Origin of the sequence: Streptomyces sp. Je 1-332 (assembly GCF_040730185.1) — a bacterium.
GTDB lineage: Bacteria > Actinomycetota > Actinomycetes > Streptomycetales > Streptomycetaceae > Streptomyces.
Map to the genome: position 1 here is coordinate 5334624 of NZ_CP160402.1, position 25098 is coordinate 5359721.

At 71.8% G+C, this 25098-nt stretch carries 26 protein-coding genes; 15 read left to right on the forward strand and 11 right to left on the reverse strand.

The features are described 5' to 3' along the window. Position 1 precedes the first annotated feature (1 nt). Positions 2-1048 carry an ABC transporter ATP-binding protein gene (locus ABXJ52_RS24265; RefSeq protein ID WP_367044790.1) on the forward strand — a complete coding sequence of 349 codons (1047 nt, stop codon included), beginning with the start codon at positions 2-4 and terminating at the stop codon, positions 1046-1048. After that, complete coding sequence (locus tag ABXJ52_RS24270) at positions 1035-2174, forward strand: dipeptide ABC transporter ATP-binding protein (protein WP_367044791.1); 1140 nt, start codon at positions 1035-1037, stop codon at positions 2172-2174. The genes ABXJ52_RS24265 and ABXJ52_RS24270 overlap by 14 nt, the downstream gene beginning before the upstream one ends. A gap of 334 nt (positions 2175-2508) precedes the next feature. Here ABXJ52_RS24270 and ABXJ52_RS24275 read toward each other — a convergent pair whose 3' ends face one another. Continuing rightward, positions 2509-4686: a prolyl oligopeptidase family serine peptidase gene (locus ABXJ52_RS24275; protein ID WP_367044792.1), complete on the reverse strand. Its 2178-nt coding sequence runs from the start codon at positions 4684-4686 to the stop codon at positions 2509-2511. Between the two features lie 149 nt (positions 4687-4835). Here ABXJ52_RS24275 and ABXJ52_RS24280 point away from each other — a divergent pair, with 149 nt between their 5' ends. The 4 genes from ABXJ52_RS24280 to ABXJ52_RS24295 all read left to right on the forward strand — a co-directional run bounded on the left by ABXJ52_RS24280 (position 4836) and on the right by ABXJ52_RS24295 (position 8890). Then, entirely contained in the window at positions 4836-5030 is a 195-nt protein-coding gene (locus ABXJ52_RS24280; RefSeq protein WP_160507048.1) for a hypothetical protein, read from the forward strand. 31 nt (positions 5031-5061) lie between these two features. After that, on the forward strand, positions 5062-6033 hold the full coding sequence (gene mshB, locus ABXJ52_RS24285) for an N-acetyl-1-D-myo-inositol-2-amino-2-deoxy-alpha-D-glucopyranoside deacetylase (protein WP_367044793.1): 972 nt from the start codon (positions 5062-5064) through the stop codon (positions 6031-6033). Then, entirely contained in the window at positions 6030-6500 is a 471-nt protein-coding gene (locus ABXJ52_RS24290; protein WP_367044794.1) for a DUF6113 family protein, read from the forward strand. Before mshB ends, ABXJ52_RS24290 begins: the two co-directional genes overlap by 4 nt. 170 nt (positions 6501-6670) lie before the next feature. Further along, entirely contained in the window at positions 6671-8890 is a 2220-nt protein-coding gene (locus ABXJ52_RS24295; protein WP_367044795.1) for a hypothetical protein, read from the forward strand. A gap of 135 nt (positions 8891-9025) precedes the next feature. Here the strand turns inward: ABXJ52_RS24295 and ABXJ52_RS24300 are convergent, their stop codons facing one another. Both ABXJ52_RS24300 and ABXJ52_RS24305 read right to left on the reverse strand, forming a co-directional pair. Beyond that, a complete protein-coding gene (locus ABXJ52_RS24300; RefSeq protein ID WP_367044796.1) occupies positions 9026-9868 on the reverse strand; it encodes a transglutaminase-like domain-containing protein in 843 nt (280 codons plus the stop codon). Between the two features lie 69 nt (positions 9869-9937). Then, positions 9938-10405, reverse strand: coding sequence for a DUF2000 domain-containing protein (locus tag ABXJ52_RS24305; RefSeq protein ID WP_367044797.1), 468 nt, complete (start codon positions 10403-10405; stop codon positions 9938-9940). 49 nt (positions 10406-10454) lie between these two features. On the opposite strand from ABXJ52_RS24305, the gene ABXJ52_RS24310 reads away from it, so the two are divergent. After that, positions 10455-11261: an AraC family transcriptional regulator gene (locus ABXJ52_RS24310; protein WP_367044798.1), complete on the forward strand. Its 807-nt coding sequence runs from the start codon at positions 10455-10457 to the stop codon at positions 11259-11261. A gap of 10 nt (positions 11262-11271) precedes the next feature. Here the strand turns inward: ABXJ52_RS24310 and ABXJ52_RS24315 are convergent, their stop codons facing one another. Beyond that, positions 11272-12108, reverse strand: a complete 837-nt coding sequence (locus tag ABXJ52_RS24315; protein ID WP_367044799.1) for a transglutaminase-like domain-containing protein — start codon at positions 12106-12108, stop codon at positions 11272-11274. A gap of 40 nt (positions 12109-12148) precedes the next feature. After that, entirely contained in the window at positions 12149-13168 is a 1020-nt protein-coding gene (locus tag ABXJ52_RS24320; RefSeq protein WP_367044800.1) for a GNAT family N-acetyltransferase, read from the reverse strand. A 143-nt stretch (positions 13169-13311) separates the two neighbouring features. On the opposite strand from ABXJ52_RS24320, the gene fdxA reads away from it, so the two are divergent. Continuing rightward, positions 13312-13632, forward strand: a complete 321-nt coding sequence (gene fdxA / locus ABXJ52_RS24325; protein ID WP_030573070.1) for a ferredoxin — start codon at positions 13312-13314, stop codon at positions 13630-13632. Between the two features lie 106 nt (positions 13633-13738). Then, entirely contained in the window at positions 13739-14842 is a 1104-nt protein-coding gene (locus ABXJ52_RS24330; protein WP_367044801.1) for a bifunctional succinyldiaminopimelate transaminase/glutamate-prephenate aminotransferase, read from the forward strand. Here the strand turns inward: ABXJ52_RS24330 and ABXJ52_RS24335 are convergent. Beyond that, positions 14755-15999 carry an MFS transporter gene (locus tag ABXJ52_RS24335; RefSeq protein ID WP_367044802.1) on the reverse strand — a complete coding sequence of 415 codons (1245 nt, stop codon included), beginning with the start codon at positions 15997-15999 and terminating at the stop codon, positions 14755-14757. The two genes, ABXJ52_RS24330 and ABXJ52_RS24335, sit on opposite strands and share 88 nt — an antisense overlap. An 80-nt stretch (positions 16000-16079) precedes the next feature. On the opposite strand from ABXJ52_RS24335, the gene ABXJ52_RS24340 reads away from it, so the two are divergent. Beyond that, complete coding sequence (locus ABXJ52_RS24340; protein WP_367044803.1) at positions 16080-17060, forward strand: ArsR family transcriptional regulator; 981 nt, start codon at positions 16080-16082, stop codon at positions 17058-17060. A 75-nt stretch (positions 17061-17135) separates the two neighbouring features. Here the strand turns inward: ABXJ52_RS24340 and ABXJ52_RS24345 are convergent, their stop codons facing one another. Together ABXJ52_RS24345 and ABXJ52_RS24350 are read right to left on the reverse strand one after the other, a co-directional pair. Beyond that, complete coding sequence (locus ABXJ52_RS24345) at positions 17136-17606, reverse strand: ATP-binding protein (RefSeq protein ID WP_367044804.1); 471 nt, start codon at positions 17604-17606, stop codon at positions 17136-17138. A gap of 302 nt (positions 17607-17908) precedes the next feature. Next, entirely contained in the window at positions 17909-18832 is a 924-nt protein-coding gene (locus ABXJ52_RS24350; protein ID WP_367044805.1) for a heavy metal transporter, read from the reverse strand. A 62-nt stretch (positions 18833-18894) separates the two neighbouring features. Between ABXJ52_RS24350 and dapE the strand changes: the two genes are divergently transcribed. Both dapE and ABXJ52_RS24360 read left to right on the forward strand, forming a co-directional pair. Beyond that, positions 18895-19986 (forward strand): succinyl-diaminopimelate desuccinylase, encoded by a 1092-nt coding sequence (gene dapE / locus ABXJ52_RS24355; RefSeq protein WP_367044806.1) that lies wholly within the window; start codon positions 18895-18897, stop codon positions 19984-19986. 105 nt (positions 19987-20091) lie between these two features. Next, complete coding sequence (locus ABXJ52_RS24360; protein WP_367044807.1) at positions 20092-20847, forward strand: TIGR00730 family Rossman fold protein; 756 nt, start codon at positions 20092-20094, stop codon at positions 20845-20847. Positions 20848-20911: 64 nt separating this feature from the next. On the opposite strand, the gene folP is transcribed toward ABXJ52_RS24360, so the two are convergent. Continuing rightward, complete coding sequence (folP, locus tag ABXJ52_RS24365; protein ID WP_367044808.1) at positions 20912-21772, reverse strand: dihydropteroate synthase; 861 nt, start codon at positions 21770-21772, stop codon at positions 20912-20914. Between the two features lie 123 nt (positions 21773-21895). Between folP and ABXJ52_RS24370 the strand changes: the two genes are divergently transcribed. Together ABXJ52_RS24370 and ABXJ52_RS24375 are read left to right on the forward strand one after the other, a co-directional pair. Further along, positions 21896-22300 (forward strand): DivIVA domain-containing protein, encoded by a 405-nt coding sequence (locus ABXJ52_RS24370; RefSeq protein WP_367044809.1) that lies wholly within the window; start codon positions 21896-21898, stop codon positions 22298-22300. Beyond that, positions 22297-22887: a DNA-3-methyladenine glycosylase I gene (locus ABXJ52_RS24375; RefSeq protein WP_367044810.1), complete on the forward strand. Its 591-nt coding sequence runs from the start codon at positions 22297-22299 to the stop codon at positions 22885-22887. Before ABXJ52_RS24370 ends, ABXJ52_RS24375 begins: the two co-directional genes overlap by 4 nt. Here ABXJ52_RS24375 and ABXJ52_RS24380 read toward each other — a convergent pair. Beyond that, positions 22884-23684, reverse strand: a complete 801-nt coding sequence (locus ABXJ52_RS24380; protein WP_367044811.1) for an enoyl-CoA hydratase-related protein — start codon at positions 23682-23684, stop codon at positions 22884-22886. The genes ABXJ52_RS24375 and ABXJ52_RS24380 overlap by 4 nt on opposite strands. 320 nt (positions 23685-24004) lie before the next feature. On the opposite strand from ABXJ52_RS24380, the gene ABXJ52_RS24385 reads away from it, so the two are divergent. Continuing rightward, positions 24005-24172 (forward strand): DUF3117 domain-containing protein, encoded by a 168-nt coding sequence (locus tag ABXJ52_RS24385; protein WP_003966491.1) that lies wholly within the window; start codon positions 24005-24007, stop codon positions 24170-24172. Positions 24173-24261: 89 nt separating this feature from the next. Here ABXJ52_RS24385 and ABXJ52_RS24390 read toward each other — a convergent pair whose 3' ends face one another. Next, positions 24262-24960 (reverse strand): O-methyltransferase, encoded by a 699-nt coding sequence (locus ABXJ52_RS24390; RefSeq protein ID WP_367049230.1) that lies wholly within the window; start codon positions 24958-24960, stop codon positions 24262-24264. Between the last annotated feature and the right edge of the window lie 138 nt (positions 24961-25098).

Genomic DNA, 25098 nt, shown 5'->3' on the forward strand with positions numbered 1-25098 from the left:
CATGGCAACCGTGGCATCCCAGGCACCAGGGGCGTCCACCTCGGGGGCGGCCAAGCTGCTCGAAGTGCGCGACCTGCACGTGGAGTTCAGGACGAGGGACGGCGTGGCCAAGGCCGTCAACGGCGTCGACTACACCGTCAGCGAGGGCGAGACCCTCGCCGTGCTCGGCGAGTCCGGGTCCGGCAAGTCCGTGACCGCGCAGGCCATCATGGGCATCCTCGACATGCCGCCCGGGAAGATCACCGGCGGCGAGATCCTCTTCAAGGGCCAGGACCTCCTGAAGCTCAAGGAGGAGGAACGGCGCAAGACGCGCGGCGCCGGCATGGCGATGATCTTCCAGGACGCGCTCTCCTCGCTGAACCCCGTGGTCAGTGTCGGCCAGCAACTCGGCGAGATGTACGTCGTCCACCAGGGCATGTCCCGCAAGGACGCCAGGGCCAAGGCGGTCGAACTGATGGACCGGGTGCGCATCCCGGCCGCGAAGGAACGCGTCACGCAGTACCCGCACCAGTTCAGCGGCGGCATGCGCCAGCGCATCATGATCGCCATGGCCATGGCGCTCGAACCCTCGCTGATCATCGCCGACGAACCGACCACGGCCCTCGACGTGACCGTCCAGGCCCAGGTGATGGAGCTCCTCGCCGAGCTCCAGCGCGAGCTGCACATGGGCCTGATCCTCATCACCCACGACCTCGGCGTCGTGGCCGACGTCGCCGACAACATCGCCGTCATGTACGCGGGGCGCATCGTCGAGAAGGCCCCCGTGCACGAGATCTACAAGGCACCCGCGCATCCGTACACGCGCGGCCTCCTGGAGTCGATCCCCCGGCTCGACCAGAAGGGCCAGGAGCTCTACGCGATCAAGGGCCTGCCGCCCAACCTCATGAACATCCCGCCGGGCTGCGCCTTCAACCCCCGCTGCCCGATGGCCCAGGACATCTGCAGGACCGACGAGCCGCCCCTCTACGACGTGACGTACGAGGGCCTGGCCGCCGACCGCCGGAGCGCCTGCCACTTCTGGAAGGAGACGCTCCATGCCTCGTGGTGAGCACATCAGCAGGAAGCAGCTGGAGGACGAGGGCGAGACCGCGCGGCAGCTGCTGCACAAGGCGCAGGCGGAGCACGAGTACGCCGCGCACGGCTCGGCGTCGGGTCATGAGCCGATCCTCCAGGTGCGGGGCCTGGTCAAGCACTATCCGCTCACGCAGGGCGTCGTCATCAAGAAACAGATCGGCGCGGTCAAGGCCGTCGACGGCGTCGACTTCGACCTCGGGCGTGGCGAGACGCTGGGCATCGTGGGGGAGTCGGGCTGCGGCAAGTCGACGGTCGCCAAGATGCTGGTGAACCTGGAGCGGCCGACCGCGGGCGAGATCCGCTACAAGGGCGAGGACATCAGCAAGCTGTCCGGGCGCGCGCTGAAGGCCGTGCGCCGCAACATCCAGATGGTCTTCCAGGATCCCTACACCTCGCTGAACCCCCGTATGACGGTCGGCGACATCATCGGGGAGCCGTACGAGATCCACCCGGAGGTCGCGCCGAAGGGCTCGCGGCGGCAGAAGGTGCGGGAGCTGCTCGACGTGGTCGGGCTCAACCCCGAGTACATCAACCGCTATCCGCACCAGTTCTCCGGCGGCCAGCGCCAACGGATCGGGATCGCGCGGGGGTTGGCGCTGCGGCCCGAGATCATCGTGGCGGACGAGCCGGTGTCGGCGCTGGACGTCTCGGTGCAGGCGCAGGTGGTGAACCTTCTGGACCAGCTCCAGAGCGACTTCGACCTGAGTTACGTGTTCATCGCCCACGACCTGTCGATCGTGCGGCACATCTCCGACCGGGTCGGCGTGATGTACCTGGGGCGGATCGTCGAGATCGGCTCCGAGGACGAGATCTACGAGCATCCGACGCATCCCTATACGCAGGCGCTGCTTTCGGCTGTGCCGGTGCCTGATCCCGAGGCGCGGGAGCGTCGGGAGCGGATCATTCTCTCCGGGGATGTGCCTTCGCCCGCCAATCCGCCCTCGGGGTGCCGGTTTCGCACGCGGTGCTGGAAGGCGCGGGAGCGGTGTGCTCTGGAGGTGCCGGCGCTGGCCGTTCCGGCGGAGTTCCGCCACACCGAGGGCCCGGCGGCCCATGACTCGGCGTGCCACTTCGCTGAGGAGAAGCAAGTGGTGCCGTAGGGGCGGTCCCTGCGGGGCCTTCCCCAACCCCGCCCCTTCCCGAAACCAGGGGGCTCCGCCCCCTGGACCCCCGAGATCGCCCTTCGGGCTCTGTCCTCAATCGCCGGACGGGCTGAAAGTTCAGCCCGTCCGGCGATTGAGGACAAGGCCCTCGCGCCGAGCGAGTTTTCGGGAAGGGGTGGGGTTGGGGACGAAACCTGTTGGTGCTTTACACGCGGGCAATCGCACCGTCGCGCCGACGATATACGCCCCCGGCAGGCTGAGCCTCGTACGGCCGTGCGGGTGCCGTAGACCGGCCGGGGGTTGCCATGTCACCTCGGCCGGTCGCCCGCGCTCAGGACAGTCCGAGCGAACGCTTCAAGAAGTCCACCTGGAGCAGCAGCAAGTTCTCCGCCACCTGTTCCTGCGGAGTCATGTGCGTCACCCCCGACAGGGGCAGGACCTCATGGGGCCGCCCCGCGGCCAGCAGTGCCGAGGAGAGGCGCAGGGCGTGCGCCACCACCACGTTGTCGTCCGCGAGGCCGTGCACGATCATCAGCGGCCGGGACGGGTTCTCCGGGGCCGAAAGACCCTCCTCCGTGACGAGGGAGTTCAGGGCGTACGGGGCCGGGTCCTCGCCGGGGTTGCCCAGATACCGCTCCGTGTAGTGCGTGTCGTACAGCTGCCAGTCCGTCACCGGCGCCCCCGCGACGCCCGCGTGGAAGACGTCGGGGCGGCGCAGGACCGCGAGCCCCGCGAGGTAGCCGCCGTAGGACCAGCCCCGGATGGCGACCCGGGAGAGGTTGAGGGGGAACGACTCCGCGAGGCCCTGGAGCGCGTCGACCTGGTCGTCCAGGGTGAGGGTGAAGTCCCGCCGGACCGCCTTCTCCCACGCGGGGGCGCGGCCCGGAGTACCCCGGCCGTCCGCGACGACCACCGCGAAGCCCTGGTCGGCGAACCACTGGGACGTGAGGTACGGATTGTGGGCGGCGAGCACCCGCTGGCCGTGCGGGCCGCCGTACGGGTCGAGGAGCACCGGCAGCGGGCCCGAGCCCTCCTCGTAGTCCGTGGGGAGCAGGACGGCGCACGGGATCTTGCGTGCGCCCCCTTCGGTCAGGGTCACGCGCGGCGTGAGCCCCGGGCGCCGCGCGTGTGAGGCGACGGTGGCCACCTGCTTGCCGTCGCGCAGTACCTGGACGCGTGAGCCCGGCTGGTCGAGCGTGGCCGTCACGAGGACTGTGAGGCCTCCCGAGCGGACCGCCGAGTGCACCCCGGGTTCGGTGGACACACGCTCCACGCCCAGTTCGTTGACCCGGTAGACGTGTACCTCGCCGGTCTCCGGGACGGCCGCGGCCGCGCCCGCCGACGCCGAGATCAGTACGTCGTCGTCCGCCACGTCGAGCACCGCACGGACGTGCAACTGCGGCCCCGTCAGCGGGCGTTCACCCACCGCGAGGACCCGCGCACCGCCCTCGTCCACGATCCGCACCAGGCGTCCGCTGGGGGACCAGGAGGGAGCCCCGGGGAAGAGCTCCAGCCACTGCGGGTCCTCCTCCGCGTGCACCATGCGGGTCGAGCCGTCGTCCGGGTCCACCGCCAGGTAGAGCTGGCTGAGCTGGTCCCTGGACTGGACGAGGAGCAGCGGCGCACCGGCCGACGACCAGTGCACCCGCGCCAGATAGGGGTAGCGGGCGCGGTCCCACATCACCTCGGTGCGCGTGCCGTCCAGGGTCACGACGAAGAGGCGTACGTCCGCGTTGGCCGTGCCCGCCGCCGGGTACGCGACCCGCGCCGGCTCCGTCTCCGGGTGCGCGGGGTCTGCGATCCACCAGCGCCGCACCGGGGCGTCGTCGGCGCGGGCGACAAGGAGGCGGTCCGACTCCGGCGACCACCAGAAGCCGCGCGAACGCTGCATCTCCTCGGCCGCGATGAACTCCGCGAGGCCGTACGTCACGGTCTCCTTCTCGACGGAGTCCGGCTCCGGCGCCACCAGGGCGCGGTCGTTATCCCCCTCGGCGCCCGTCACCCGCAGCGCGCCCCCGGCGACGTACGCGATGTGGCGGCCGTCGGGCGAGGGGCGCGGGTCGATCACCGGTGTCGGGGTGGGCAGTTCGCGTGCCGTGCCCACGCGCAGCTCCGCCGTGAAGAGCCGTCCGGACAGGGCGAAGGCGGCGAGCTCCACCGCCGCGTCCGTCGCGTAGCCCACGATGCCCGCGCCGCCCTCGCGGCTGCGCTCACGCCGGGCCCGCTCCGCGGCGGAGAGCCGCTCGACGCCGCCCTTCAACAGGGCCTGAGGGTCGGCGGCGACACGCTCCACCGCGCCGTCCGCCAGGTCCAGGACCCAGAGTTGGTTCGCCCGGTCGGTGCCGGACGACGAGCGCAGGAAGGTGACGCGGGACCCGTCGGGCGCCACCGTGAACGCGCGGGGCGCACCGAGAGTGAAGCGTTGCGTGCGGGCGTGCAGGCGAGGGAAGGAGAGCCGCTGCGCGTGACTCTCGGCGGGCCCGGCGGTTCCGGGCGTCTCGGTGGTCATCCTCCGAGCCTATGGGGCATGCGCCCCCTTGTGCTGCCGTGCTCCGAGTCATGCGGGCCCACGGATAGTTATGATCCGTAGCGCTTAGTGGGTATGAACCTGCTGGCGTCCGCACTGGTGCAGGGTCCTGGACTTGGAGGTGAGCCGCCGTGGCACTCTCGATTTCGGCGGTGGTGCTACTGGCGATCATTGTCTTCTTGCTGGTCAAGAAGTCAGGATTGAAGACCGGCCACATGATCGTCTGTGTGCTCCTCGGCTTCTATCTGGCGAGTTCCTCCATCGCCCCGACGATCAACGAACTGACGACGAACGTGGCGGGGATGATCGGCGACATCAAGTTCTGATCTCCGGGCGGGGTGCTCGTAGGGTGGTCCCATGACGGAACTGCCCGCCCGGCGTCTGCTGCTCGTGCACGCGCACCCCGACGACGAGTCGATCAACAACGGCGCGACGATGGCCAAGTACGCGGCCGACGGCGCCCATGTCACGTTGGTCACCTGCACGCTGGGCGAGGAGGGCGAGGTCATCCCGCCCGAACTCGCCCATCTCGCGCCCGACCGCGAGGACGCGCTCGGCCCGCAGCGCATCGGCGAGCTGGCCGCCGCGATGAAGGAGCTCGGCGTCGCCGACCACCGCTTCCTCGGCGGCACCGGACGCTACCGCGACTCCGGGATGATGGGCATCGAACAGAACCACCGCGCGGGCGCCTTCTGGTCCGCCGATCTCGATGCCGCCGCCGCGCACCTCGTCGAGGTCATCCGCGAGGTGCGGCCGCAGGTGCTCGTGACGTACGACCCGGACGGCGGGTACGGCCACCCCGACCACATCCAGGCCCACCGGGTCGCGATGCGCGCCGCGGACCTCGCGGCCGAGAGTGCCTTCCGCGGCGACCTCGGCGAACCGCACACCATCGACAAGATCTACTGGAACCGCGCGCCGCGCTCCGTCGTCGAAGAGCGGTTCCGGTGGATGGAGGGTGCCCTGCGGCACTCCCCGTTCACGACCCCCGGCGTGCCCGCGGACGTCCCCGGTGTGACGGACGACGAACGGATCACGACGGAGATCGACGGGACGGCCTTCGCACGGACGAAGGCGGCGGCGATGCGCGCGCACGCCACGCAGATCGAGGTGCAGGGTCCGCTCTTCGTCCTGTCGAACGGGCTCGCGCAGCCGATCTTCGACGTGGAGTACTACGAGTTGGTGCGAGGAAAGGCCGGTGCGGTGGACGGCGAGCGTGAGACGGACCTGTTCGCGGGGCTCGAAGGTGTGGGGCGTGACGGCTCGGCAGGACACGCGGGCTCGGGGCGCGAAGGCTCGGCGGGGCGCGAAGGGGTGACGGCGCTGTGAGTACTCGTTCGCGTGCCACATCGTCGTCGCCGGCTTCCGGCGCGTCGTCCGCTGCCTCCCCGCCGGGCAGCGCCCTCGCCCAGCCGCCCAACCTCGGCCGTTTCGCCGCCTATGGGGGCCTCTTCGTCCTTGGCCTTGTCATCGGCGCGGCCGGTGCGCTCGTCCAAGGGGGCTGGTTCCCGGCCTGGTTCCCGGGCGGGTTGCTGCTCGCGCTCCTCGGGGCCGCCGGGCTCTTCTACGGGGGAGCGCGTGCCGTCGGTACCAGAGCGGGGGCGGTGGCGCCTGCGGCGGGCTGGTTCGTCTCCGTCATGCTGCTCACGGCCAGCCGGCCCGAGGGGGACTTCCTCTTCGGCGCGGGCGTCGGCTCGTACGCCTTCCTGCTCGGCGGGATGGCGGTCGCTGTGATGTGTGCCACCCTCGGCCGGCGGCCGCAACCAGGCGGGCCCGCCGCCCGACTTGGCAAGTGACGTACCACTTCAGCCCGTGTAGCGCACGGGTTTGACGGCGGTCACAGGATGAGTGCCGACGGCGGCCAGTATGGTGGTGCGCGCCGCCGAGCCTCCCCCAGCCTCCGGCCGGGGGGAATTCCCCTCCGCGCGGGGAGCACGGGCGGCGGAGCCAACCGGGAGAACCTGCCTTGAGTCGTGAAACTGACAGTTCGTCCTCCGGGCCCCAGGGGCGCGGTGGAGCCGCTTACCCCTCGGGGACGCCGCCGTACGGCTCCCCCGCGCAGGGTGCCGCGTCGGACGGCGCCGTGGAGGGCGCGCAGCGGCAGGCCGCCGACGAGCGGCCCGATGAGCCGAAGACCGAGACCACGCTGACCACGCGTATCCGGATCAACATCCCCGGGTCGCGGCCCATCCCACCGGTCGTCATGCGCACGCCCGTCGGGGACAGTGACGCCGGTGCGTCACGTCCGCTGAACGGCGGCCCCGCGGCCGAAGGACCCGACTCCGGGGACGGTGCCGGGCGTCCGGGGGCCGCGAACGGCGCGGGTGGTCCCGGTGCTGCCGGGGCGCCCGCCGCGGGCTCCGCGCCCGCGGGGCCTTCCGCCGCCGGGGCGTCGTCGCCTTCCGCTCCGGCCGAGGAGAAGACGAGCGACTGGTTCGCGCCGCGCAAGAGCAGTGCGGGCACCGGCGGAGCGGGAGCCGGCGGCAACGGCTCCGGTACGGGCTCCTTCGACGTGTCCGGCGCCGTGGCGGCGGGCCCGCTTGGCACGGGTGCGCCGCAGGGCGGCGACCCGCAGCGCGGCGATCTGCCGTACTTCTCCGGAGGCGGCGAGGGTGACGGCGGCCGTGGACCGTCGGGACCCACCAGCGGGCCGATGACCGGCGAAGGGCCGCTGACGCCGCGGCCGGTCGATCCGTCCAACCCGGCCAACCAGGCCAACCCGGCAGGCCGGGCGAACCCGTTGACCCCGCCGGGGCACGGTGGTTCGGGCGACGTCGGCAACCCTGCCGGCCCGGGTAACCCCGCCAACCAGGGCAACCCGGGTAATCGCCCCAACGCGGGCAATCCCGGCAATCGCCCCAACCCGGCGAACCCTGCCGCCCGTTCGGGTGCCGGCGCGGGTGCAGGCGCGGGAGCGCCCGCGATGGGCGACGACACCGCCATCCTCACGCCGCAGAAGGCGGGCCCCCTCCAGGGCCCCGGCGGCCCCCGGCCCCCCGCTTCCGGCGGCCCGGTCCCCGGCGGCCCCGGCTCCATCCCGGGCGGTCCGAGCGCGCCCTCCCCGGGGACCAACGTCTCCGGCGACACCCTGACCAGCGGCATCCCCGTCGTACCGCCCGCGCAGAACTCACCGTTCGCCACGGGTCCGCAGGGTGACGGGCCCGTGCCGCACACCCCGCCCAAGCTGCCCGAGCCGGTCCAGCCGAACGTGCCCGTCGCCGCGGCCCCGGCCAAGAAGAAGGGGCGCAACAAGCTCGTTCTGGTGGCCGTCGCGGTGGTCGTCGTGGCCTGCGGTGCTTACGGCGCCGGTCTGTTGATGAACCACGCCGACGTACCGAAGGGCACCACCGTGCTCGGCGTCGACATCGGCGGCGGCACGCGCGACGAGGCCGTGAAGAAGCTCGACGCGGCGATCGGCGAGGACGTCACCAAGCCCCTGAAGCTGTCGGTCGACGGCGAGACGGTCACGCTCAAGCCGGACCAGGCGGGTCTGACCCTGGACAGTCAGGCCACCGTCCGCGAGGCCGCGGGCAGCGACTACAACCCCGTATCGGTGATCGGATCGCTCTTCGGCGGCGCGCGCGTCGCCGAGCCGGTCATGCCCGTGGACGAGGAGAAGCTGGCGGCCGCCCTGGAGCGCGCCGCGGGCGGCTCGGGCTCCGCCAAGGAGGGCACGGTCAAGTTCGTGCCCGGCAAGGCCGTGCCCGTGTACGGCAAGGCGGGCAAGGGCATTGACGTCGCCGCGTCGACGACGGCCGTCTCGGAGGCGTACAAGAAGCAGGTCGAGACCGGCAGCGCCGGCGCCGTCGAGGTGCCCGTCACGACCCGCAAGCCGACCGTCCCGGACGCCGAGGTCGACAAGTTCATGACGCGCTTCGCGAAGCCCGCCATGTCCGCGAACGTCACGATCAAGGCGGGCAACGCCTCGATCCCGTTCGGCCCGGCGAAGTCCCTGCCGAAGGTGCTCCAGACGAAGGTGCTGGAGAACGGCACGCTGCAGGTGCACTACGACACCGTCGAGCTCAAGAAGCTCTACGGCAACGTCTTCGACGGCATCCTGATCCAGCGCGGCAACGGCGACAAGACGCCGGTCCAGCCGACGGACGTGGCCGCCGCGATGAACAAGGCACTGATCGGCAAGACACCGGCGGAGCGGGTCGGTGTGATCGAGACGAACGCGAGCTGATCCCCGTACGCACCCGGAGGCCGGGCGGACCACGGAAGTGGACCGCCCGGCCTCCGGCGCGACCGGCACGACATCTGTCAACGTCGCCCGGGACCGGGGTCGGCTCTCAACTGCCCGTTCCGACACGTCAGTTCGTCAGTTCAGCATCGCCCGCGCCCCGTGTGCCTCCTGGCGCAGTCGTACCGCCGCCGCCTCGTCCGTGGCGGCCAGGGCGTCGGCGTACAGCTCGATCTCCCGCGCTCCCGCGAGGAAATCGCCGCGCTGGACGAGGAGTTGGGCCCGGTCGTAGTGCAGCCGGTCGGAGTGCGCCGGCAGCAGCAGGGAGAGTTCGACCGCCCACAGTGCGACGTCGGAGCGCTCGGGGCGGACCGCCGCCCACGCGCGGATGTTGTTGAGGACGCGCAGGACGATGTCGACGGGGCCCGCGGGCTCCAGCATCGACGGCACGAGCGGCGTGCCCGTGGACCCCGCCACCAGCAACCGCGCGTCCGTGGGCGACAGTACGTGCCCGCCCGCGAAGGGGTTGGCGAGGACCTGCTCGTCCTGCGCGCCGAAACCGACCACGAAATGGCCGGGCAGGGCCACTCCATGGACGGGCACGCCCGCACGCCGCGCGACCTCGATCCACACCACCGAGAGCAGGATGGGCAGGCCTCTGCGCCGCCGCAGGACCTCGTGCAGCAGCGCCGACCGAAGGTGCTGGTAGTCGCCGGGCCTGCCCTTGAACCCGTAGTGCGTGCCGAGGAGTTCGGCCAGCGCGAGCGCCCAGGACCGGGGTCCTTCGGCCTTGTCGGGCAGCCGCTCGGCCAGCTGGTCGGCGAGGCGGTCGAGGACGCGCCGCGTCGTGCGCATGCCCGCGTCGTCGAGATCCGGGTCCGCCTCCGCGCCGATCAGCAGGCACAGCAGCGCGAGATCGGGGCGCGCGGACCGCGCCTGATCGGCGAAGAGGCGTCGCCGTTCGGGGGATCGGGGGTGCATAGATGCTTGGTGCCCCGCCGGGCCGATCGCTAGCGCTCCGATCTCTCCCCGCGCCGGTGTCCCGCTCGGTCAAGGGTGCATCCGGGCCCCTTTGAGGACCTTGTCGACCGCGTTGCGCGGCCCGTGGACGAGCATGCCCACCAGGTCGAGCTGATCGGCCGGCACGGCCCGCACCGCCGCCCGGTTGTCCCGGTCGTTGCCGGTGGCGAACAGGTCGGACGTGAACACCGCCCTCGGCAGCGAGCGCGACAGGGCGCGGCCGTGCGCGGCGGTCAGCGTCTCCTTCGACCCCTCGAAGACCATGACGGGCTGGCGGAACATCGACAGGTAGGGGGTGCCGTCGGCGTCCTCGTACGGCTCGCCGATCACCTCGGGTGCCGCCGTGCCGAGCCCGCTGACCAGGAACGCGGTCACGTTGAGGCGCTGCCAGGGCTCCAGGTCGTCACGGAGCAGGACGGCGATCTTCGTGTCGAAGCGGACGGGCGCCTCGCCCGTGATCCCGGCGGTCGCGGTGTCTGTCTCAGCGGTGGTTCTCATGCTTCGAGACTGCCGAGTGGGCCGCCCTCGCGTCTTGTACGTTCTTTGCATGGTGGCCCGGCAGGAGATATCCGCATGGCGCCCGCCGGTCGCGGGTGTCGTGGAGGTGTTCCATGCCCACTTCACCGAGCACGCGTACCCGATGCACGTGCACGACGCGTGGACCCTCCTGATCGTGGACGACGGAGCCGTCCGCTACGACCTGGACCGGCACGCACACGGCACACCGGCCGACACCGTCTCCCTGCTCCCGCCCCAGGTCCCGCACAACGGCTCGCCCGCCACCCCCGACGGCTTCCGCAAACGCGTCCTCTACCTGGACATGACCCAGCTGGACGCGAGCTTCATCGGCCCCGCGGTGGACGGCCCCGACCTGGTCGACCCCGTCCTGCGCAGCCGCGTGGGCCGGCTGCACGCGGCTCTCGCGCAGCGGGGCGACGAGCTGGAGGCCGAGAGCCGCCTGGCCCTGATCGGCGAGCGGCTGCGCGGCCACCTGCGCCCCAGGCTCACCACCGGACCGGCCGGCGGCCCCGGCCGGGGCGTCGCCCAGGACCTCCGTGACCTCCTCGACGAGCGGCTGCTCGACGGCGTGACGCTGGACGAGGCCGCGCGCCTGGTCCACGCCCACCCCACCCATCTCGTACGCGCCTTCAGCGGGGCCTTCGGCATCGCACCGCACCAGTACGTGATGTCCCGCCGTGTCGACCGCGCCCGCCGGCTCCTCCTGGCGGGACAGCCGCCCGGCGAGGTGGCGGGCGCCGCGGGTTTCTACGACCAGTCGCACCTCACCCGGCACTTCAAGCGGGTGGTGGGCATCGCCCCGGGGCGCTACGCCCGTACGCGAAAAGCCAGTTGAGCGGACAGCGTCAGTTGAGCATGGCCCGCGCGGCCCGCGCCTGGTCCCGTACCCGGTCCGCCGTGGTCGGCTCCACCGGCGTCACCACGTCGGCGTACTCCTCCAGTTCCGCCGCGCCCGCGAGGAAGTCACCGCGCTGGACGAGCAGTTGGGCCCGCTCGTAGCGCAGTCGCGCCGGATGGGCGGGCAGCAGCAGGGAGAGCTCGACCGCCCAGAGCGCGACGTCCGAGCGCTCGGGGCGGGCCGCGGCCCATGCGCGGATGTTGTTGAGGATGCGCAGCACGATGTTCAGCGGATCGGCGGGCGTCAGCATCGAGGCGGACACCGTGCCGCCCGACGAACCGGCGACGAGCAGCTCCGCGTCGGCGCCCGTGAGCAGCCGCCCGCCGGCGAACGGGTCGACGAGCACCTGCTCCTCGCGGGCGCCGAAGCCGACCACGAAGTGACCGGGCAGCGCGACGCCGTAGACGGGCGCGCCGGCCCTGCGCGCGACCTCGATCCACACCACCGAGAGCAGGATCGGAAGCCCGCGGCGGCGTTGGAGGACCTCGTGCAGGAGCGAGGACCCCAGGCGCTGGTACTCGGCGGGCGTTCCCATGAACCCGCTCCGCGCGCCCAGGAGTTCGGCGAGCGCGGCGGCCCACTCCCGCGCCCCGCCGGGCCGGTGGGGGAGCAGCCCGGCGAGCCGGTCGAGCTCGATCTGCGCCGCGTCGATGCCGTCCTCGCCGAGCTCCGGATCCGCCTCCGCGCTCACCAGGAGGCACAGCAGGGAGAGGTCGGGCCGCTCGGACCTGGCCTCCTCGGCGAACCGCCGCCGGGAAGCGGCCGTCCTTGACTCCTCGTGCATGGGTGCCTCGTGCCTTACTTACCGAGCCGACCGGTAGAAGCTACCGAGCCGACGGGTATCGATAGTGGTGGTACGTGTGGTGCGCGGCGAAGCCAAGACCGCCGTACAGCGCCCGCGCACCCTCGTTGTCGTCCTCGACCTGCAGCCACGCCGCCGAAGCGCCTTCGGCCAGCGCCTGCCGGGACAGCGCGGCCATCACCGCGGTGGCCAGTCCCCGCCTGCGGTGCGCCGGATCCACCTCGACCGCCATGAACCCCGCCCAGCGTCCGTCCACGACGCACCGCCCGATCGCGGCGGGCCCCGCACTTGCAGAGGCCCCGGGCACGGAAGCGAACCACACCGAGGGGCCGCCCGCCAGCACCTTGAGCACATGCGGCCCCGGGACCCCGAAGCGCTTGTACCGCCGCAGCCACGCCTCGTCGAAGGAGCGCGACAGAAGCACCTGTTCCGCCCCTGTTCCGGGCGCTTCCAGATCGCCGAGGGGCGCGAGAGCGCCGATGTGGAGCTCGGCGCTCACCTCGCGCTCCCAGCCCCGCTCCGCGAGCTCCGCGCAGAGCAGCTCCTGGGTGCCTTCGGCCCCGGTCGCGGTCTGGACGTACGCGGGCAGCTCCCGCGCCTCGTACCAGGCGCGTACCTGGCCGAGGGCCTCGTCCAGCGGCCGTCCCGGATCGCCCAGCGGGAGTACCGAGTTGGCCCGCCGGGTGAATCCGGCCGCCGCCCGCAGCTCCCACTCGCCGAGCTGCTCGCTCTCCACCGGCTGCCAGGCGCGCGCGGAGACGCGCGCCAGCTCCGCGTAGGAGGCCGCCGGACCGCGCCTGCGGGCCGGAGCCGGGGGGACGACCTTGCCCGCGACCAGCGCGCTCTCCGCGATGTGGACACGCTCACCATCGCGCCGTGTGATCAGTACCACACCGTCATTCCACGATGTGAGAACACCCACCGTGTCAGTGAACTTGCCGTCCGTTCTCGACCCGTCGTTCAGGCGGCGTACGGAGACTCGTTTGCCCACGTCAGCAGGGTTGATACGGACCTCGAGCCGTCCGCCCGCAGTGAATTCCACAGCTCTGTACGCCCCTCCTGTTCGGATCATGCCCGGGAACGGAGATACTAGAGGCGGGCATCGACGACGCCGCGCTCCCGCGCGCCAGGCGAGCGGAGCCTGAAGACGGCCCGCCAACGCCCGTATCGAGGAGGAACGACAGCGTGACCTACGTCATCGCGCAGCCTTGTGTCGACGTCAAGGACAAGGCGTGCATCGAGGAGTGCCCGGTCGACTGCATTTACGAGGGCTCCCGGTCCTTGTACATCCACCCGGACGAATGCGTCGACTGTGGAGCCTGCGAACCGGTCTGCCCGGTCGAGGCGATCTTCTACGAGGACGACACTCCTGAAGAGTGGAAGGACTACTACAAGGCGAACGTCGAGTTCTTCGACGAGCTCGGATCGCCCGGTGGTGCCAGCAAGCTCGGCCTGATCGAGCGCGACCACGCCTTCATCGCCGCATTGCCGCCGCAGAACCAGTAACGGCAGCTTGAAGCGCCGCCCCGGTCCCGTACGGCACATCCCGCCGTGCGGGACCGAGGCATTTCCCCATACACGCAGTACGTACACGCAGTACGGGAGTCAGCACGTGTCCGTAGTCTCCGGTCTCTCCGGCCGCCTTCCCGCCTTCCCCTGGGACAAGCTCGAGCCGTACAAGGCCACGGCCGCCGCCCACCCCGGCGGCATCGTCGACCTGTCGGTGGGCACCCCGGTCGACCCGGTGCCGGAGCTGATCCAAAAAGCGCTGGTCGCGGCGGCGGACTCGCCGGGCTATCCGACGGTGTGGGGCACGCCCGAGCTGCGTGACGCGATCACCGGCTGGTGTGAGCGGCGCCTCGGCGCGCGCGATGTCACGCACCGCAACGTGCTCCCGGTCGTGGGCTCCAAGGAACTGGTCGCCTGGCTCCCGACGCAGCTCGGCCTCGGCCCGGGTGACGTCGTGGCCTACCCGCGCCTGGCCTACCCGACGTACGAGGTGGGCGCGCGCCTGGCCCGCGCCGAGTACGTCAGTTACGACGACCCGATGGAGCTCGACCCGGCGAACCTCCGGCTCCTGTGGCTCAACTCGCCCTCGAACCCCACCGGTCGCGTCCTGTCCAAGGACGAGCTGACCCGCACCGTCGCCTGGGCGCGCGAGCACGGCGTGCTCCTCGTCAGCGACGAGTGCTACCTGGAACTCGGCTGGGAGGCCGAGCCCGTCTCGGTGCTCCACCCGGACGTGTGCGGTGGTTCGTACGAGGGGATCGTCGCCGTCCACTCGCTCTCCAAGCGGTCGAACCTCGCGGGCTACCGCGCCGCGTTCATCGCCGGTGACGCGGAGGTCCTCGGCGCCCTGCTGCAGATCCGCAAGCACGGCGGCATGATGACGTCCGCGCCGACGCAGGCCGCGGTCGTCGCCGCGCTCGGGGACGACCAGCACGTCCACGAACAGCGCGAGCGGTACGCGGCCCGCCGCACCGCCCTGCGCGACGCCCTCCTGAAGCACGGCTTCCGCATCGAGCACAGCGAGGCGAGCCTCTACCTCTGGGCGACCCGCGACGAGTCCTGCTGGGACACCGTCGGGCACCTGGCGCGGCTCGGCATCCTCGTGGCCCCCGGCGACTTCTACGGCCCGGCGGGCGACCGCTTCGTACGCGTCGCGCTCACCGCGTCGGACGAGCGTGTGACCGCGGCGGTGGAGCGGCTCGCCTGAGCCGCTGACCGCAGCCCCGGAGCGAGGGCGAGCGTGACGGCTACGGACGCCATGGCGAGGACGGTCATGGCGGCCGGAGCCGACGTCAGCTGGGCGACGCCGCCCGCGAGCGCGGCGCCCACGCCCTGCATCGTGAGCATCCCGGACGTGTGCAGGCCAAGGGCGTGACCGCTCAACTCGTCGGGCGTGAGGGCGATCAGCTGTTCCTGAAGCAGCAGGCTCGCCGAGAACCCGACCGATGCGAGTGTCACCGCGGTGAGCGCGAGGGGCAGCTCGGGGCGCAGCGCGAAGACGAGGTACGGCACGGCGAGCAGCAGCCGCAGCGGCGCGCCGAGCCGCTCCCGCCACCTCCGTGACAGGAACCGCCCGGCCAGCACGTCCCCCGCGAGCATCCCGAACGCGGCGAAGGCGAACAGGAGCCCCGCGCGGTCGGGGTCGAGCGGCACATAGAGCGACTCGCAGCCCACGATCAGGCCGTTGGGCACCCACAGCGCGAGATACACCGAACGGCGCGGCGCGGACGACCACAGCAGCGCGTTCGTACGCCAGGTCGCGCCGATCGAGGGGCGCCCGCCTGCCCGCGGCGCCCTGCGGGAAAGACCCAGGCGCGCGGCGACCGCCGCGGCCAGGTACAGCGCGGCGCCGGCGAGCAGCGTGCCGCGCGGCGAGAACACGGCGAGCAGGGCGCCGCCGAGACCGTAGCCGCAGATCTGCATGGTGCCGCTCGACATGTTGATCACCGAGCGGCCGAGCAGATAGCCCTCCTTGGTGAGGATCTCGTTCAGCAGCCCGTACCGCACACCCCCGCCGAGCGCGGCCAGGCTCCCGAGCACCAGGAGCAGCGCGAAGGCGGCCCACAGCGGCAGCCCGGGGACGGCCTGGACCGCGGTGGCCAGGGCGAAGAACAGCGCGATGCCCGCCGTCGCACCGCGCGGCGGCAGCCGGTCAGCCGCCGACAACAGACAGGCGGCGCCCACGACCTGGGCGAGCGCGGGGCCGAACATGCCGAGCGAGGAGAGCAGCGGCGAGCCGGTTCGTTCGTAGATCAGCGTGCCCAGGGCCAGGCCGCTCACTGTCTGCGCCGCGGCGAGGAAAGAGGCGGTCAGGAAGAACGGGGTGAACTCCGGAGTGCGGAAGAGCTCGCGATAAGTGCGCATGCGACGGAGTCTTCGGGGGCTCCGTGCGCGAGGGTTAATGTTTCGCGCGGCGGCGAAAGGTGCCGGGGAAGGGCGGGGGCATGGGCTGGTGGCAGGTCAACGCGGACACCCTCGCGGACAGCCGCTTCGTCGTGTCGCCGCTGGCCGAGGCGACGGCGAGCCTCTTCTCGCTGGCGCGCCGGACGGCGACGCACCCGGGGGAGCGCGACTGGCTCGAGACCCATCTGCCCGCCTACCACCGGAGGCTGGCCGCCGACCCCGGCCTCGCGGAGCTGGTGCGGGCCGCGATGGGCGACCGGACCCGCTGGATCGCGGACTTCCTCACGCCGACTCCCCTCGGCGACGGCGCGAGCTCCTTCGCCGAAGAGGTGGCGCACATCCGCGAGACCCCTGACGCGACCGCCCAGGCGCACCTGACGGTGTCCTACGGCAGCACGCTTCCCCCGGAACTCCTGCGCCCCGGCGTCCCGGACCGGATGGCGGACCTCCTGGAGTGGGTGTGGACGCGGACGGTGCTGCCGCGCTGGCCCCGGATCCGTACGGTCATCGAGGCCGATGTCATCGCGCGCACCGCCCAGTTGAGCCAGGGTGGCTGGGCCGAGGCGCTGAACGGCATGCGGCCGGGGATGCGCTGGCTGGGGGAGAGCAGGCTCCAGATCAACAACCACGACTATCCTCCGCGCGAGATCTCCGGGGCGCGCCTCCTCTTCGTGCCGGTCACGCCCCGGCAGGGCTGGGCGTCGTGGAGCGCGGCGGACCGGTACGCGCTGGTGTACCCGTGCTCGGGGGTGCTCGCCGACACGGACCGGCCGGCCGCGGTGCCCGAGCCGCTCGGCAGACTCCTTGGTCCGGCGCGGGCGCGCGTCCTGGTGCTCCTCGCGACGCCGAAGAGCACCTCGCAGCTGGTCACGCTGACGGGGCAGGGGCTCGGGTCGGTGGGCCGCCATCTGCGGGTGCTGCTGGACGCGGGGCTCGTGCGCGGGCGGCGTACGGGGCGGTCGGTGCTGTACTTCCGTACGGCGGCGGGAGAGGTCCTCGTCGAGGCGCAGCGCCCCGGGTGAGGCGCGGGGCGGCAGGCAAGCGACGAGGGCCCGGAGCCAGTCGGCTCCGGGCCCTCATCGGCTTGTACGCGGCGGTCAGCCGAGCGGCAGGCCCTTGACCGGCAGCTGGTCGGTGGGCAGTCCGCCCTTGGTGACCGTGTCCGTCGGCAGGCCCTCGCCGACGGCGTCGGTCGGCAGGCCGCCCTTGGTGGCGGTGCCCGCGGTGTCGCCGACCACGTCACCGGCGCTGCCGGCGAGGTCACCCGCGGCCTTCTGGGCGACCGGGGTCGCGGTCTTGGCGCCCGATCCGACGACCTTGCCCGCGGCCGGGACGCCCTTCTTCACGGCCTTGCTGCCGGACTCACCCGCGAGACCGGTGGTGTTCTGAGCCGCGCCGTCGACGGTGTTGCCCAGACCGGCGCCGTCCACGGCGGACACACCGCCCAGGTTGGGGGTGGCCGGAAGTTCGGCGGCGCTTGCGGAGCCGGCCGCACCGACCACGGGAGCCGCCCCCGCTGCGATGAGCAGCGCGGCGCGAGCGATCCGGCGGGTCAGGGGGAGGGACATGATGCTCCTTCAGACGGGAGAGAACGTTGGTGTGTCCGGCCGGATGGGGCCCGGCGCTCGGACGCAGTGACTACCGCTCGAAGCCCTCGAAGGTTGCGGTGGCCCAACGCAAAGAATTGGCAATGCATCGCATAATCGGCTGTGGATAAAAACGGGCAAAAGGATCAGTCGGTGGAAGGCTGCTGAATCGTCAATGCCCTGTGCTCGCAAGGGTCCGGCGGGTGCGGGGAGGAGTGCGCGAAAGTCTGGGCGGCGCATCGCCCGTGCGTGATCAGCGTGACTCGATCGGGTGACCCGTCGTACTACTGCCCCACGACAATTCGGACGTCGCCGGCGCCCGTCGCGTCGCCCGTGCGCCGGTCGGCCTCGCCCGCCTTGCCCGGCTTGCGCCATTCCTTCCCGGAATCCGCGGCGCTCCACTCCCTGCCGCCGTACGAGACGCGCTCGATGCCGAGCGCGGACGCCTGGGCCACCGCCCAGTGCGCGAGCTCCCAGCCCCGCTGCTCGGCCCCGCCCTCGGCGCCTGCCGCCGTGGCGTTCACCGGCACGGTGACCGTGTCGCCGCTGCCACCCTTCGGGGTCACCTCGCGGCCGAAGTCGCGGACCAGGGCCTCGCGCACCCGCGCCGGGTCGCCCGGCTCGTCGGCCGTGCGGCCCTCGCAGGTGAGGGTGGCGGGTGCACGGCCCGTCAGCGCGGCGGCGAGCAGCGCGGCGTCCGGCTCGTGCTTCGCGTACGCCTGGGGGTAGCCGCTGCGCTGCACGCGCTGCGCGGCGACGGTCAGGGGGAGCCGTGAATAACCCGGGACGTCCTTGAGGTGGGAGTAGAAACGCGCCGCCGAGTACGCGGGGTCCATGATCTGTTTCTCGTTGCCCCAGCCCTGCGAGGGCCGCTGCTGGAAGAGGCCGAGCGAGTCCCGGTCGCCGTGGCTGATGTTGCGAAGGCCCGACTCCTGCAGGGCCGTCGCCAGGGCGATGGTGACCGCACGCTCCGGCATGCCGCGCGAGGTGCCCACGGCGGCGACCGTCGCCGCGTTCTGCGCCTGCTCCGCGCCGAATTCGTACGACGCGCCGTCTCCGCTGCCCGAGACGACCTGGCAGCGCGGAGCGGCCTTGCCGCCGAAGACGTACTGGACGATCACATAGCCCACGAGCGCGAGAAGGACCGCGACCGCGGCCCCGATACGGAGGAGGCGGCCGCGCCGGACGAGGGTGGGGGGCTCAGGCACGCGACCAAGGTACTGGAGGCCACCGACAGGCCCGCGCGCCGAGGGGCGTTAGGGTCGCAGCCATGGCCCAGACCTCACACGACACGCCGCTCGACCTCACGCTCGACGCCGCCGCGCTCACCGCCCAGCTGGTCGACCTCCCGTCGCCGAGCGGCCAGGAGAAAGCCCTCGCGGACGCGATCGAGACGGCCCTGCGCGGTCTGCCGCACCTCACGGTCGACCGGCACGGCAACAACGTGGTGGCGCGCACGAACCTGGGCCGGGCCGAGCGCGTGATCCTCGCCGGACACATCGACACGGTCCCGATCGCGGACAACGTGCCCTCACGTCTGGACGAGGACGGCGTCCTGTGGGGCTGCGGCACCTGCGACATGAAGTCGGGCGTCGCGATCCAGCTGCGCATCGCGCAGACCGTGACCGAGCCGAACCGCGACCTCACCTTCGTCTTCTACGACAACGAAGAGGTCGCCGCCCACCTGAACGGCCTCGGCCATGTCGCCGAGGCCCACCCCGACTGGCTCGCCGGTGACTTCGCGATCCTCCTGGAGCCGACGGACAACCAGGTCGAGGGCGGCTGTCAGGGCACGCTGCGCGTCCACCTCAAGACGAAGGGCACGCGCGCGCACTCCGCGCGCGCGTGGATGGGCTCGAACGCCATCCACAAGGCCGCGCCGATCCTGGCGAAGCTCGCCGCGTACGAGCCGCGCAAGCCCGTGGTCGACGGCCTGCAGTACCACGAGGGCCTCAACGCCGTACGCGTCGAGGGCGGCGTCGCCACCAACGTCATCCCCGACGAGTGCACCGTCGTCGTCAACTTCCGCTACGCGCCGGACCGCTCCGAGGACGAGGCACTCGCCTTCGTGCGCGACTACTTCGCCGACTGCGAGATCGACGAGTTCATCGTCGACGACCACACGGGCGGCGCGCGCCCCGGCCTCGACCACCCGGCGGCCGCGGCCTTCATGGCGGCGGTCGGCGGCGAGGCCCTTCCCAAGTTCGGCTGGACGGACGTCTCCCGCTTCAGCGCGCTCGGTGTGCCCGCCGTGAACTACAGCCCGGGGAACCCGCTGCTCGCCCACAAGATCGACGAGCGCGTGAAGGCCGCCCTCATCCCGGAGGCCGAGAAGCGGCTGAGTGCCTGGCTGACATCCTGATTTCCCGCAAGGGTCCGTCGCCCGTAACGCCCGTGGATCTACGCTGAAGCAGCACGTCGAGCACACCAGCACGTCGAGCAGGACCGTCAGTGGAAGGGGACGTTCATGGGTAGTCCAGAAGGGCAGGGCCCGCGGGACGAGCAGCACTTGGGGCCCGTGGTGCGGCGGCGTGAGCAGATCACCCCCGGCACCACCGACCAGCGGCTCCTCGACACCGACGCCGAGGGCGAGTCGGAGTGGGTGCACACCGACCCCTGGCGGGTCATGCGCATCCAGTCCGAGTTCGTGGAAGGCTTCGGCGCGCTCGCCGAACTCCCCAGCGCCATCAGCGTCTTCGGGTCGGCCCGCACACCTCCGGGTTCGCTCGAGTACGAGGCGGGCGTCCGCATCGGCAAGGCACTCGTCGACGCGGGCTTCGCCGTGATCACCGGGGGCGGCCCCGGCGCCATGGAGGCGGCCAACAGGGGCGCGCGCGAGGCCAAGGGCGTCTCCGTCGGCCTCGGCATCGAGCTGCCCTTCGAGCAGGGCCTGAACGAGCACGTCGACATCGGCGTGAACTTCCGCTACTTCTTCGTGCGCAAGACCATGTTCGTGAAGTACGCGCAGGGCTTCGTGGTGCTGCCCGGCGGCCTGGGCACCCTGGACGAGCTCTTCGAGGCCCTCACCCTCGTCCAGACCCGCAAGGTGACCCGCTTCCCGATCGTCCTCTTCGGTTCGGAGTACTGGGGCGGACTCGTCGACTGGCTGCGCGGCACGGTGGTGGCGGGCGGCAAGGCCTCCGCACACGACCTGCACCTCTTCCACGTCACGGACGACGTGGACGAGGCGGTGTCCCTGGTGACGAAGGAAGTCGGCCGCTAGGCCCTGGCCGGGCGGCCTCAACGGGCGGCCTCACCGGGCGGGCATCCGGCCCGTCCGGTGGCCGCTAGGCGAGCCCCCGCCGCGCCACCGCAGGCTCCCGGTGGCCCGCGATCGTGGTCACCATGTCGAGGACCTGCCGGGTCTCCGCGACCTCGTGCACCCGGTACACCTGGGCCCCCAGCCACGCCGACACCGCGGTCGTGGCCAGTGTTCCCAGCACGCGCTCCTTGACCGGCTTGTCGAGCGTCTCGCCGACGAAGTCCTTGTTGGACAGGGACACCAGCACGGGCCAGCCGGTCTCCACCATCTCCCCGAGCCGCCGCGTCGCCTCCAGCGAATGCCGCGTGTTCTTCCCGAAGTCGTGCCCGGGATCGATCATCACGGACTCACGCGGCACCCCGAGCGCGACCGCGCGCTCGGCGAGGCCGAGCGTGACCGAGAGGATGTCGGCCATGACGTCCTCGTACGTGAGCCGATGGGGGCGGGTCCGCGGCTCGGCGCCACCCGCGTGCGTGCACACCAGACCCACGCCGTAGCGCGCCGCCACCTCCGCGAGGCGGGGGTCGACCCCGCCCCACGCGTCGTTCAGGACGTCGGCGCCGGCCTCGCAGACCGCCTCGCCGACCTCGTGCCTCCACGTGTCGACGCTGATGACGACGTCGGGGAACCGCTTGCGCACGTCGGCGACGAAGCCGACCGTCCGCCGCGCCTCCTCCTCGGCCGTCACCTCGTCGCCGGGACCGGCCTTGACCCCACCGATGTCGATGATGGCGGCGCCCTCCGCCACCGCCTGCTCCACGCGGGCCAGCGCGGGCTCGTCGCGGAACGTGGCGCCCTGGTCGTAGAAGGAGTCAGGGGTCCGGTTCACGATCGCCATGATCACCGGCTCGTGCGCGCCGAATTCACGCCTGCCAAGCCTGAGCATCCCCGGTGAGCCTCCTTCGTCGGTGCCGTGGTCCGGCCGCCTGCGACCTTAACTGTCACAGGCGCATGGCACGATCGGACCCTGACAGTTTCAGCACGGCAGTCGAGCGTGGGGGCCGAAGAGATGGTCTTGTTCTTGTTCCTGGTCATCGCCCTCGTCGTGGTGGTCGGCGCGGTGACCCTGGCCGTGGTGGGCGGAGGGGAGCGCGCCGCGCTGCCCGACGTGGCGGCCGAGCGGTTGGTCGACCCGCTGCCGCTGGACCGTGCCCTGCGCCGCGCGGACGTGGAGGCGGTGCGCTTCCCGCTGACCGTGCGGGGCTATCGCATGGCCGACGTGGACGACGCGCTCGGCCGCCTCGCCGCCGAACTGGCCGAGCGTGACGCCCACATCGCGGAGCTGGAGGCGGCACTCGCCGGCGCCCAGGCCACCGCGGTCGGCGGCCCCGGCCTCCTCAAGACGCACGCCCCGGCCACGCTCCAGGACGAGCCGGCCCCCAAGGACGCCGCCGAAGAGGAGGACGGCCGATGAGCGGCGACGCCCTGGCGGGCCCGGACGGCAGACTGCGCTGCCCCTGGGGCCTCTCGACCGAGGACTACGTGACCTACCACGACGAGGAGTGGGGCCGCCCGGTCCACGGGGACGACGCGCTGTACGAACGGCTCTGCCTGGAGGCCTTCCAGTCGGGCCTCTCCTGGATCACGATCCTGCGCCGCCGCGAGGGCTTCCGTGCCGCCTTCGCCGACTTCAGGATCGCCGAGGTCGCGCGGTTCACGGACGCCGACCGGGAGCGCCTCCTCGCCGACCCCGGCATCATCCGCAACCGCGCCAAGGTCGACGCGACCCTCGCCAACGCGCGCGTGCTCGCCGACTGGCCGGACGGAGAACTCGACGAGCTCATCTGGTCGCACGCTCCGGACCCCGCCTCCCGCAAGGCCCCGAGCGCCCTGGCCGACGTACCGGCGATCACGCCCGAATCCACGGCCCTGTCCAAGGCCCTGAAGAAGCGCGGCATCCGATTCGTCGGCCCCACCACGGCCTACGCCCTGATGCAGGCCTGCGGCCTGGTGAACGACCACCTGGAGGACTGCGTGATCCGCGTCCCCCAAGGGCGCTAGCGGCCCAGGTACTTCGGCTTCGCCTTGTCCAGGAACGCCTGGACGGCGATCGCGTGGTCCTCGGACGCGCCCGCCTTCGCCTGCAGCTCCTCCTCCTTGGCCAGGGACTCCTCCAGGGTGTGGCCCGCCGCGTAGGCGAGCGACTCCTTGAGGGCCCCGTAGGCGAGGGTGGGGCCCTCGGCGAGGGTGCGGGCCAGCTTCTCGGCCTCGGCGGCCAACTCGGCCTCCGGGACGACCTTGTTGGCGATCCCCAGGCCGTACGCGTCCTGTGCGCTGATGTTGCGCGGGAACAGCAGGAGATCGGCGGCGCGGCCGGGACCGATCAGGCGCTGCAGCGTCCAGGAGACGCCCGAGTCGGCGGTCAGCGCGACCCCGGCGAAGGACGTGTTGAAGCGCGCGGTGTCCGCGACGACGCGGTAGTCGGCGGCGAGCGCGAAGCCGAACCCCGCGCCGGCCGCGACGCCGTTGACCCCCGCGACGACCGGCTTGGCCATCCCGGTCAGGGCGCTCAGGATGGGGTTGTAGTGCTCCCGCACCGTGCTCATCGTCTGTCCGGTGCCCGCCGCGCGGTCCGACGTGAGCAGTCCTACGTGTTCTTTGAGGTCCTGTCCCACACAGAAGGCACGCCCGGTCGCGGTGAGCAGGACGGCACGGACCGCGGGGTCCGACCCGGCCGACTGCACCGCCTCGCGCAGAGCGACCTTGGCCTCGACGTTCATCGCGTTCATCGCCTCGGGGCGGTTGAGCGTGATGGTCGCGAGCCCGTCGCTCACCTCGTAGAGCACGGTGTCGGCCATGGTGAATCCCCTCCAGTGGTCCTGCGCCGGTCATCTTTGTCCGGGCCCAGCATGACGGAGATCATCGGGCTGCGGCATGAGGGGAGATATGTGACCTGCGTCAAAGAATTGCCGGCCGCGGAGGCGTGAGAGGCGGCGAAGTATCGCAGCCACATCGTCGAATTGAGTGGTTTTGCGGGTGCGCGTTGCGCAAGCGATGCAGACCGATGTTGGTCATCGGGTCCTGCCATGCGGGATAATGGCCTGGAAGCAATATGTTCGATGCCGGTGACACCTGGGTTGTCGGCTGCGATGAGCTGGTTTCAGGAAGGGGAACGAGCATGGCGGCCATGAAGCCGCGGACGGGCGACGGCCCGCTCGAGGTGACCAAGGAGGGGCGGGGCATCGTCATGCGCGTTCCGCTCGAAGGCGGCGGACGACTTGTCGTCGAACTGACTCCGGACGAGGCCGATGCACTCGGCGACGCCCTGAAGAAGGTCGTCGGCTGACGCGGAAGCGCCCACACTTTTTCACTGCCCCGGCATCGTACAAACGAGCCGGGGCAGTGCTATGTCCGGGTCCCGCCGAGGTGCGTGATCTATCGCTTGACGGCGCAGAGGAGGCCGTCGCCCACCGGGAGCAGCGAGGGCATCAGGTCCTGGCTCTCGCGCACGGTGCGCAGCAGCTCGCGGATGCGCAGCACCTCGACGGGCTGCGGACCGGAGTCCACCGTCCGGCCGTCGGAGAAGGCGCCCTCGAAGCAGACGAGCCCGCCCGTGCGCAGCAGGCGCAACGATTCAGCGAGGTAGTCCAGGTACTCCGTGCGGTCGCCGTCACAGAACACGAGGTCGTACCCGCCGTCCGCGAGGCGCGGCAGTACGTCGAGTGCGCGGCCGGGGATGAACCGCGCGCGGTTGCCGGCGAACCCGGCGGCGCGGAAGGCCTCCCGCGCGAACTGCTGACGCTCCGGCTCGGGGTCGACGGTGGTCAGGACGCCGTCGGGCCGCATTCCGTGCAGCAGGTGGAGCCCGGACACGCCCGTGCCCGTCCCGATCTCGGCGACGGCCTTGGCGTCCGCCGTGGCCGCGAGCAGGCGCAACGCGGCGCCGGTACCGGGAGACACCGAGGGCAGCCCTGTCTCCTGGGCCCGGTCACGGGCCCAGCGCGTGGCCTCGTCCTCGGCGACAAAGGCGTCGGCGAACGCCCAGCTCGTCTGCCGGTTGCCGGTAATGGCCCTCTCCTGTCCCCGTGGTTGCCTGGCCGTGACTGTATCCGTTGGGGGTGGGAACCCGCAGATGGGACCGGGCGTTTAGTAGGGGTAGGCGGACGCCGGGGGTAACGAATGGATCAAGACTGGCCGCGGGGCCTTCGACCAGGCAGGACACCTGGCAGGAAGCCCGTACCAAATTCCAGTAAAAACGCTTATCCGGAGCTA

What these genes read in the sequence shown, in the direction of transcription:
- folP (WP_367044808.1), bottom strand. Translation starts at nt 21,772, where the DNA reads ATGCTCAGGCTTGGCAGGCGTGAATTCGGCGCGCACGAGCCGGTGATC.
- ABXJ52_RS24345 (WP_367044804.1), bottom strand. Translation starts at nt 17,606, where the DNA reads ATGTCCCTCCCCCTGACCCGCCGGATCGCTCGCGCCGCGCTGCTCATC.
- dapE (WP_367044806.1), top strand. Translation starts at nt 18,895, where the DNA reads ATGGCCCAGACCTCACACGACACGCCGCTCGACCTCACGCTCGACGCC.
- mshB (WP_367044793.1), top strand. Translation starts at nt 5,062, where the DNA reads ATGACGGAACTGCCCGCCCGGCGTCTGCTGCTCGTGCACGCGCACCCC.
- ABXJ52_RS24300 (WP_367044796.1), bottom strand. Translation starts at nt 9,868, where the DNA reads ATGCACCCCCGATCCCCCGAACGGCGACGCCTCTTCGCCGATCAGGCG.
- ABXJ52_RS24305 (WP_367044797.1), bottom strand. Translation starts at nt 10,405, where the DNA reads ATGAGAACCACCGCTGAGACAGACACCGCGACCGCCGGGATCACGGGC.
- ABXJ52_RS24385 (WP_003966491.1), top strand. Translation starts at nt 24,005, where the DNA reads ATGGCGGCCATGAAGCCGCGGACGGGCGACGGCCCGCTCGAGGTGACC.
- ABXJ52_RS24370 (WP_367044809.1), top strand. Translation starts at nt 21,896, where the DNA reads ATGGTCTTGTTCTTGTTCCTGGTCATCGCCCTCGTCGTGGTGGTCGGC.
- ABXJ52_RS24265 (WP_367044790.1), top strand. Translation starts at nt 2, where the DNA reads ATGGCAACCGTGGCATCCCAGGCACCAGGGGCGTCCACCTCGGGGGCG.
- ABXJ52_RS24275 (WP_367044792.1), bottom strand. Translation starts at nt 4,686, where the DNA reads ATGACCACCGAGACGCCCGGAACCGCCGGGCCCGCCGAGAGTCACGCG.
- ABXJ52_RS24360 (WP_367044807.1), top strand. Translation starts at nt 20,092, where the DNA reads ATGGGTAGTCCAGAAGGGCAGGGCCCGCGGGACGAGCAGCACTTGGGG.
- ABXJ52_RS24335 (WP_367044802.1), bottom strand. Translation starts at nt 15,999, where the DNA reads ATGCGCACTTATCGCGAGCTCTTCCGCACTCCGGAGTTCACCCCGTTC.
- ABXJ52_RS24310 (WP_367044798.1), top strand. Translation starts at nt 10,455, where the DNA reads ATGGTGGCCCGGCAGGAGATATCCGCATGGCGCCCGCCGGTCGCGGGT.
- ABXJ52_RS24315 (WP_367044799.1), bottom strand. Translation starts at nt 12,108, where the DNA reads ATGCACGAGGAGTCAAGGACGGCCGCTTCCCGGCGGCGGTTCGCCGAG.
- ABXJ52_RS24270 (WP_367044791.1), top strand. Translation starts at nt 1,035, where the DNA reads ATGCCTCGTGGTGAGCACATCAGCAGGAAGCAGCTGGAGGACGAGGGC.
- ABXJ52_RS24380 (WP_367044811.1), bottom strand. Translation starts at nt 23,684, where the DNA reads ATGGCCGACACCGTGCTCTACGAGGTGAGCGACGGGCTCGCGACCATC.
- ABXJ52_RS24340 (WP_367044803.1), top strand. Translation starts at nt 16,080, where the DNA reads ATGGGCTGGTGGCAGGTCAACGCGGACACCCTCGCGGACAGCCGCTTC.
- ABXJ52_RS24375 (WP_367044810.1), top strand. Translation starts at nt 22,297, where the DNA reads ATGAGCGGCGACGCCCTGGCGGGCCCGGACGGCAGACTGCGCTGCCCC.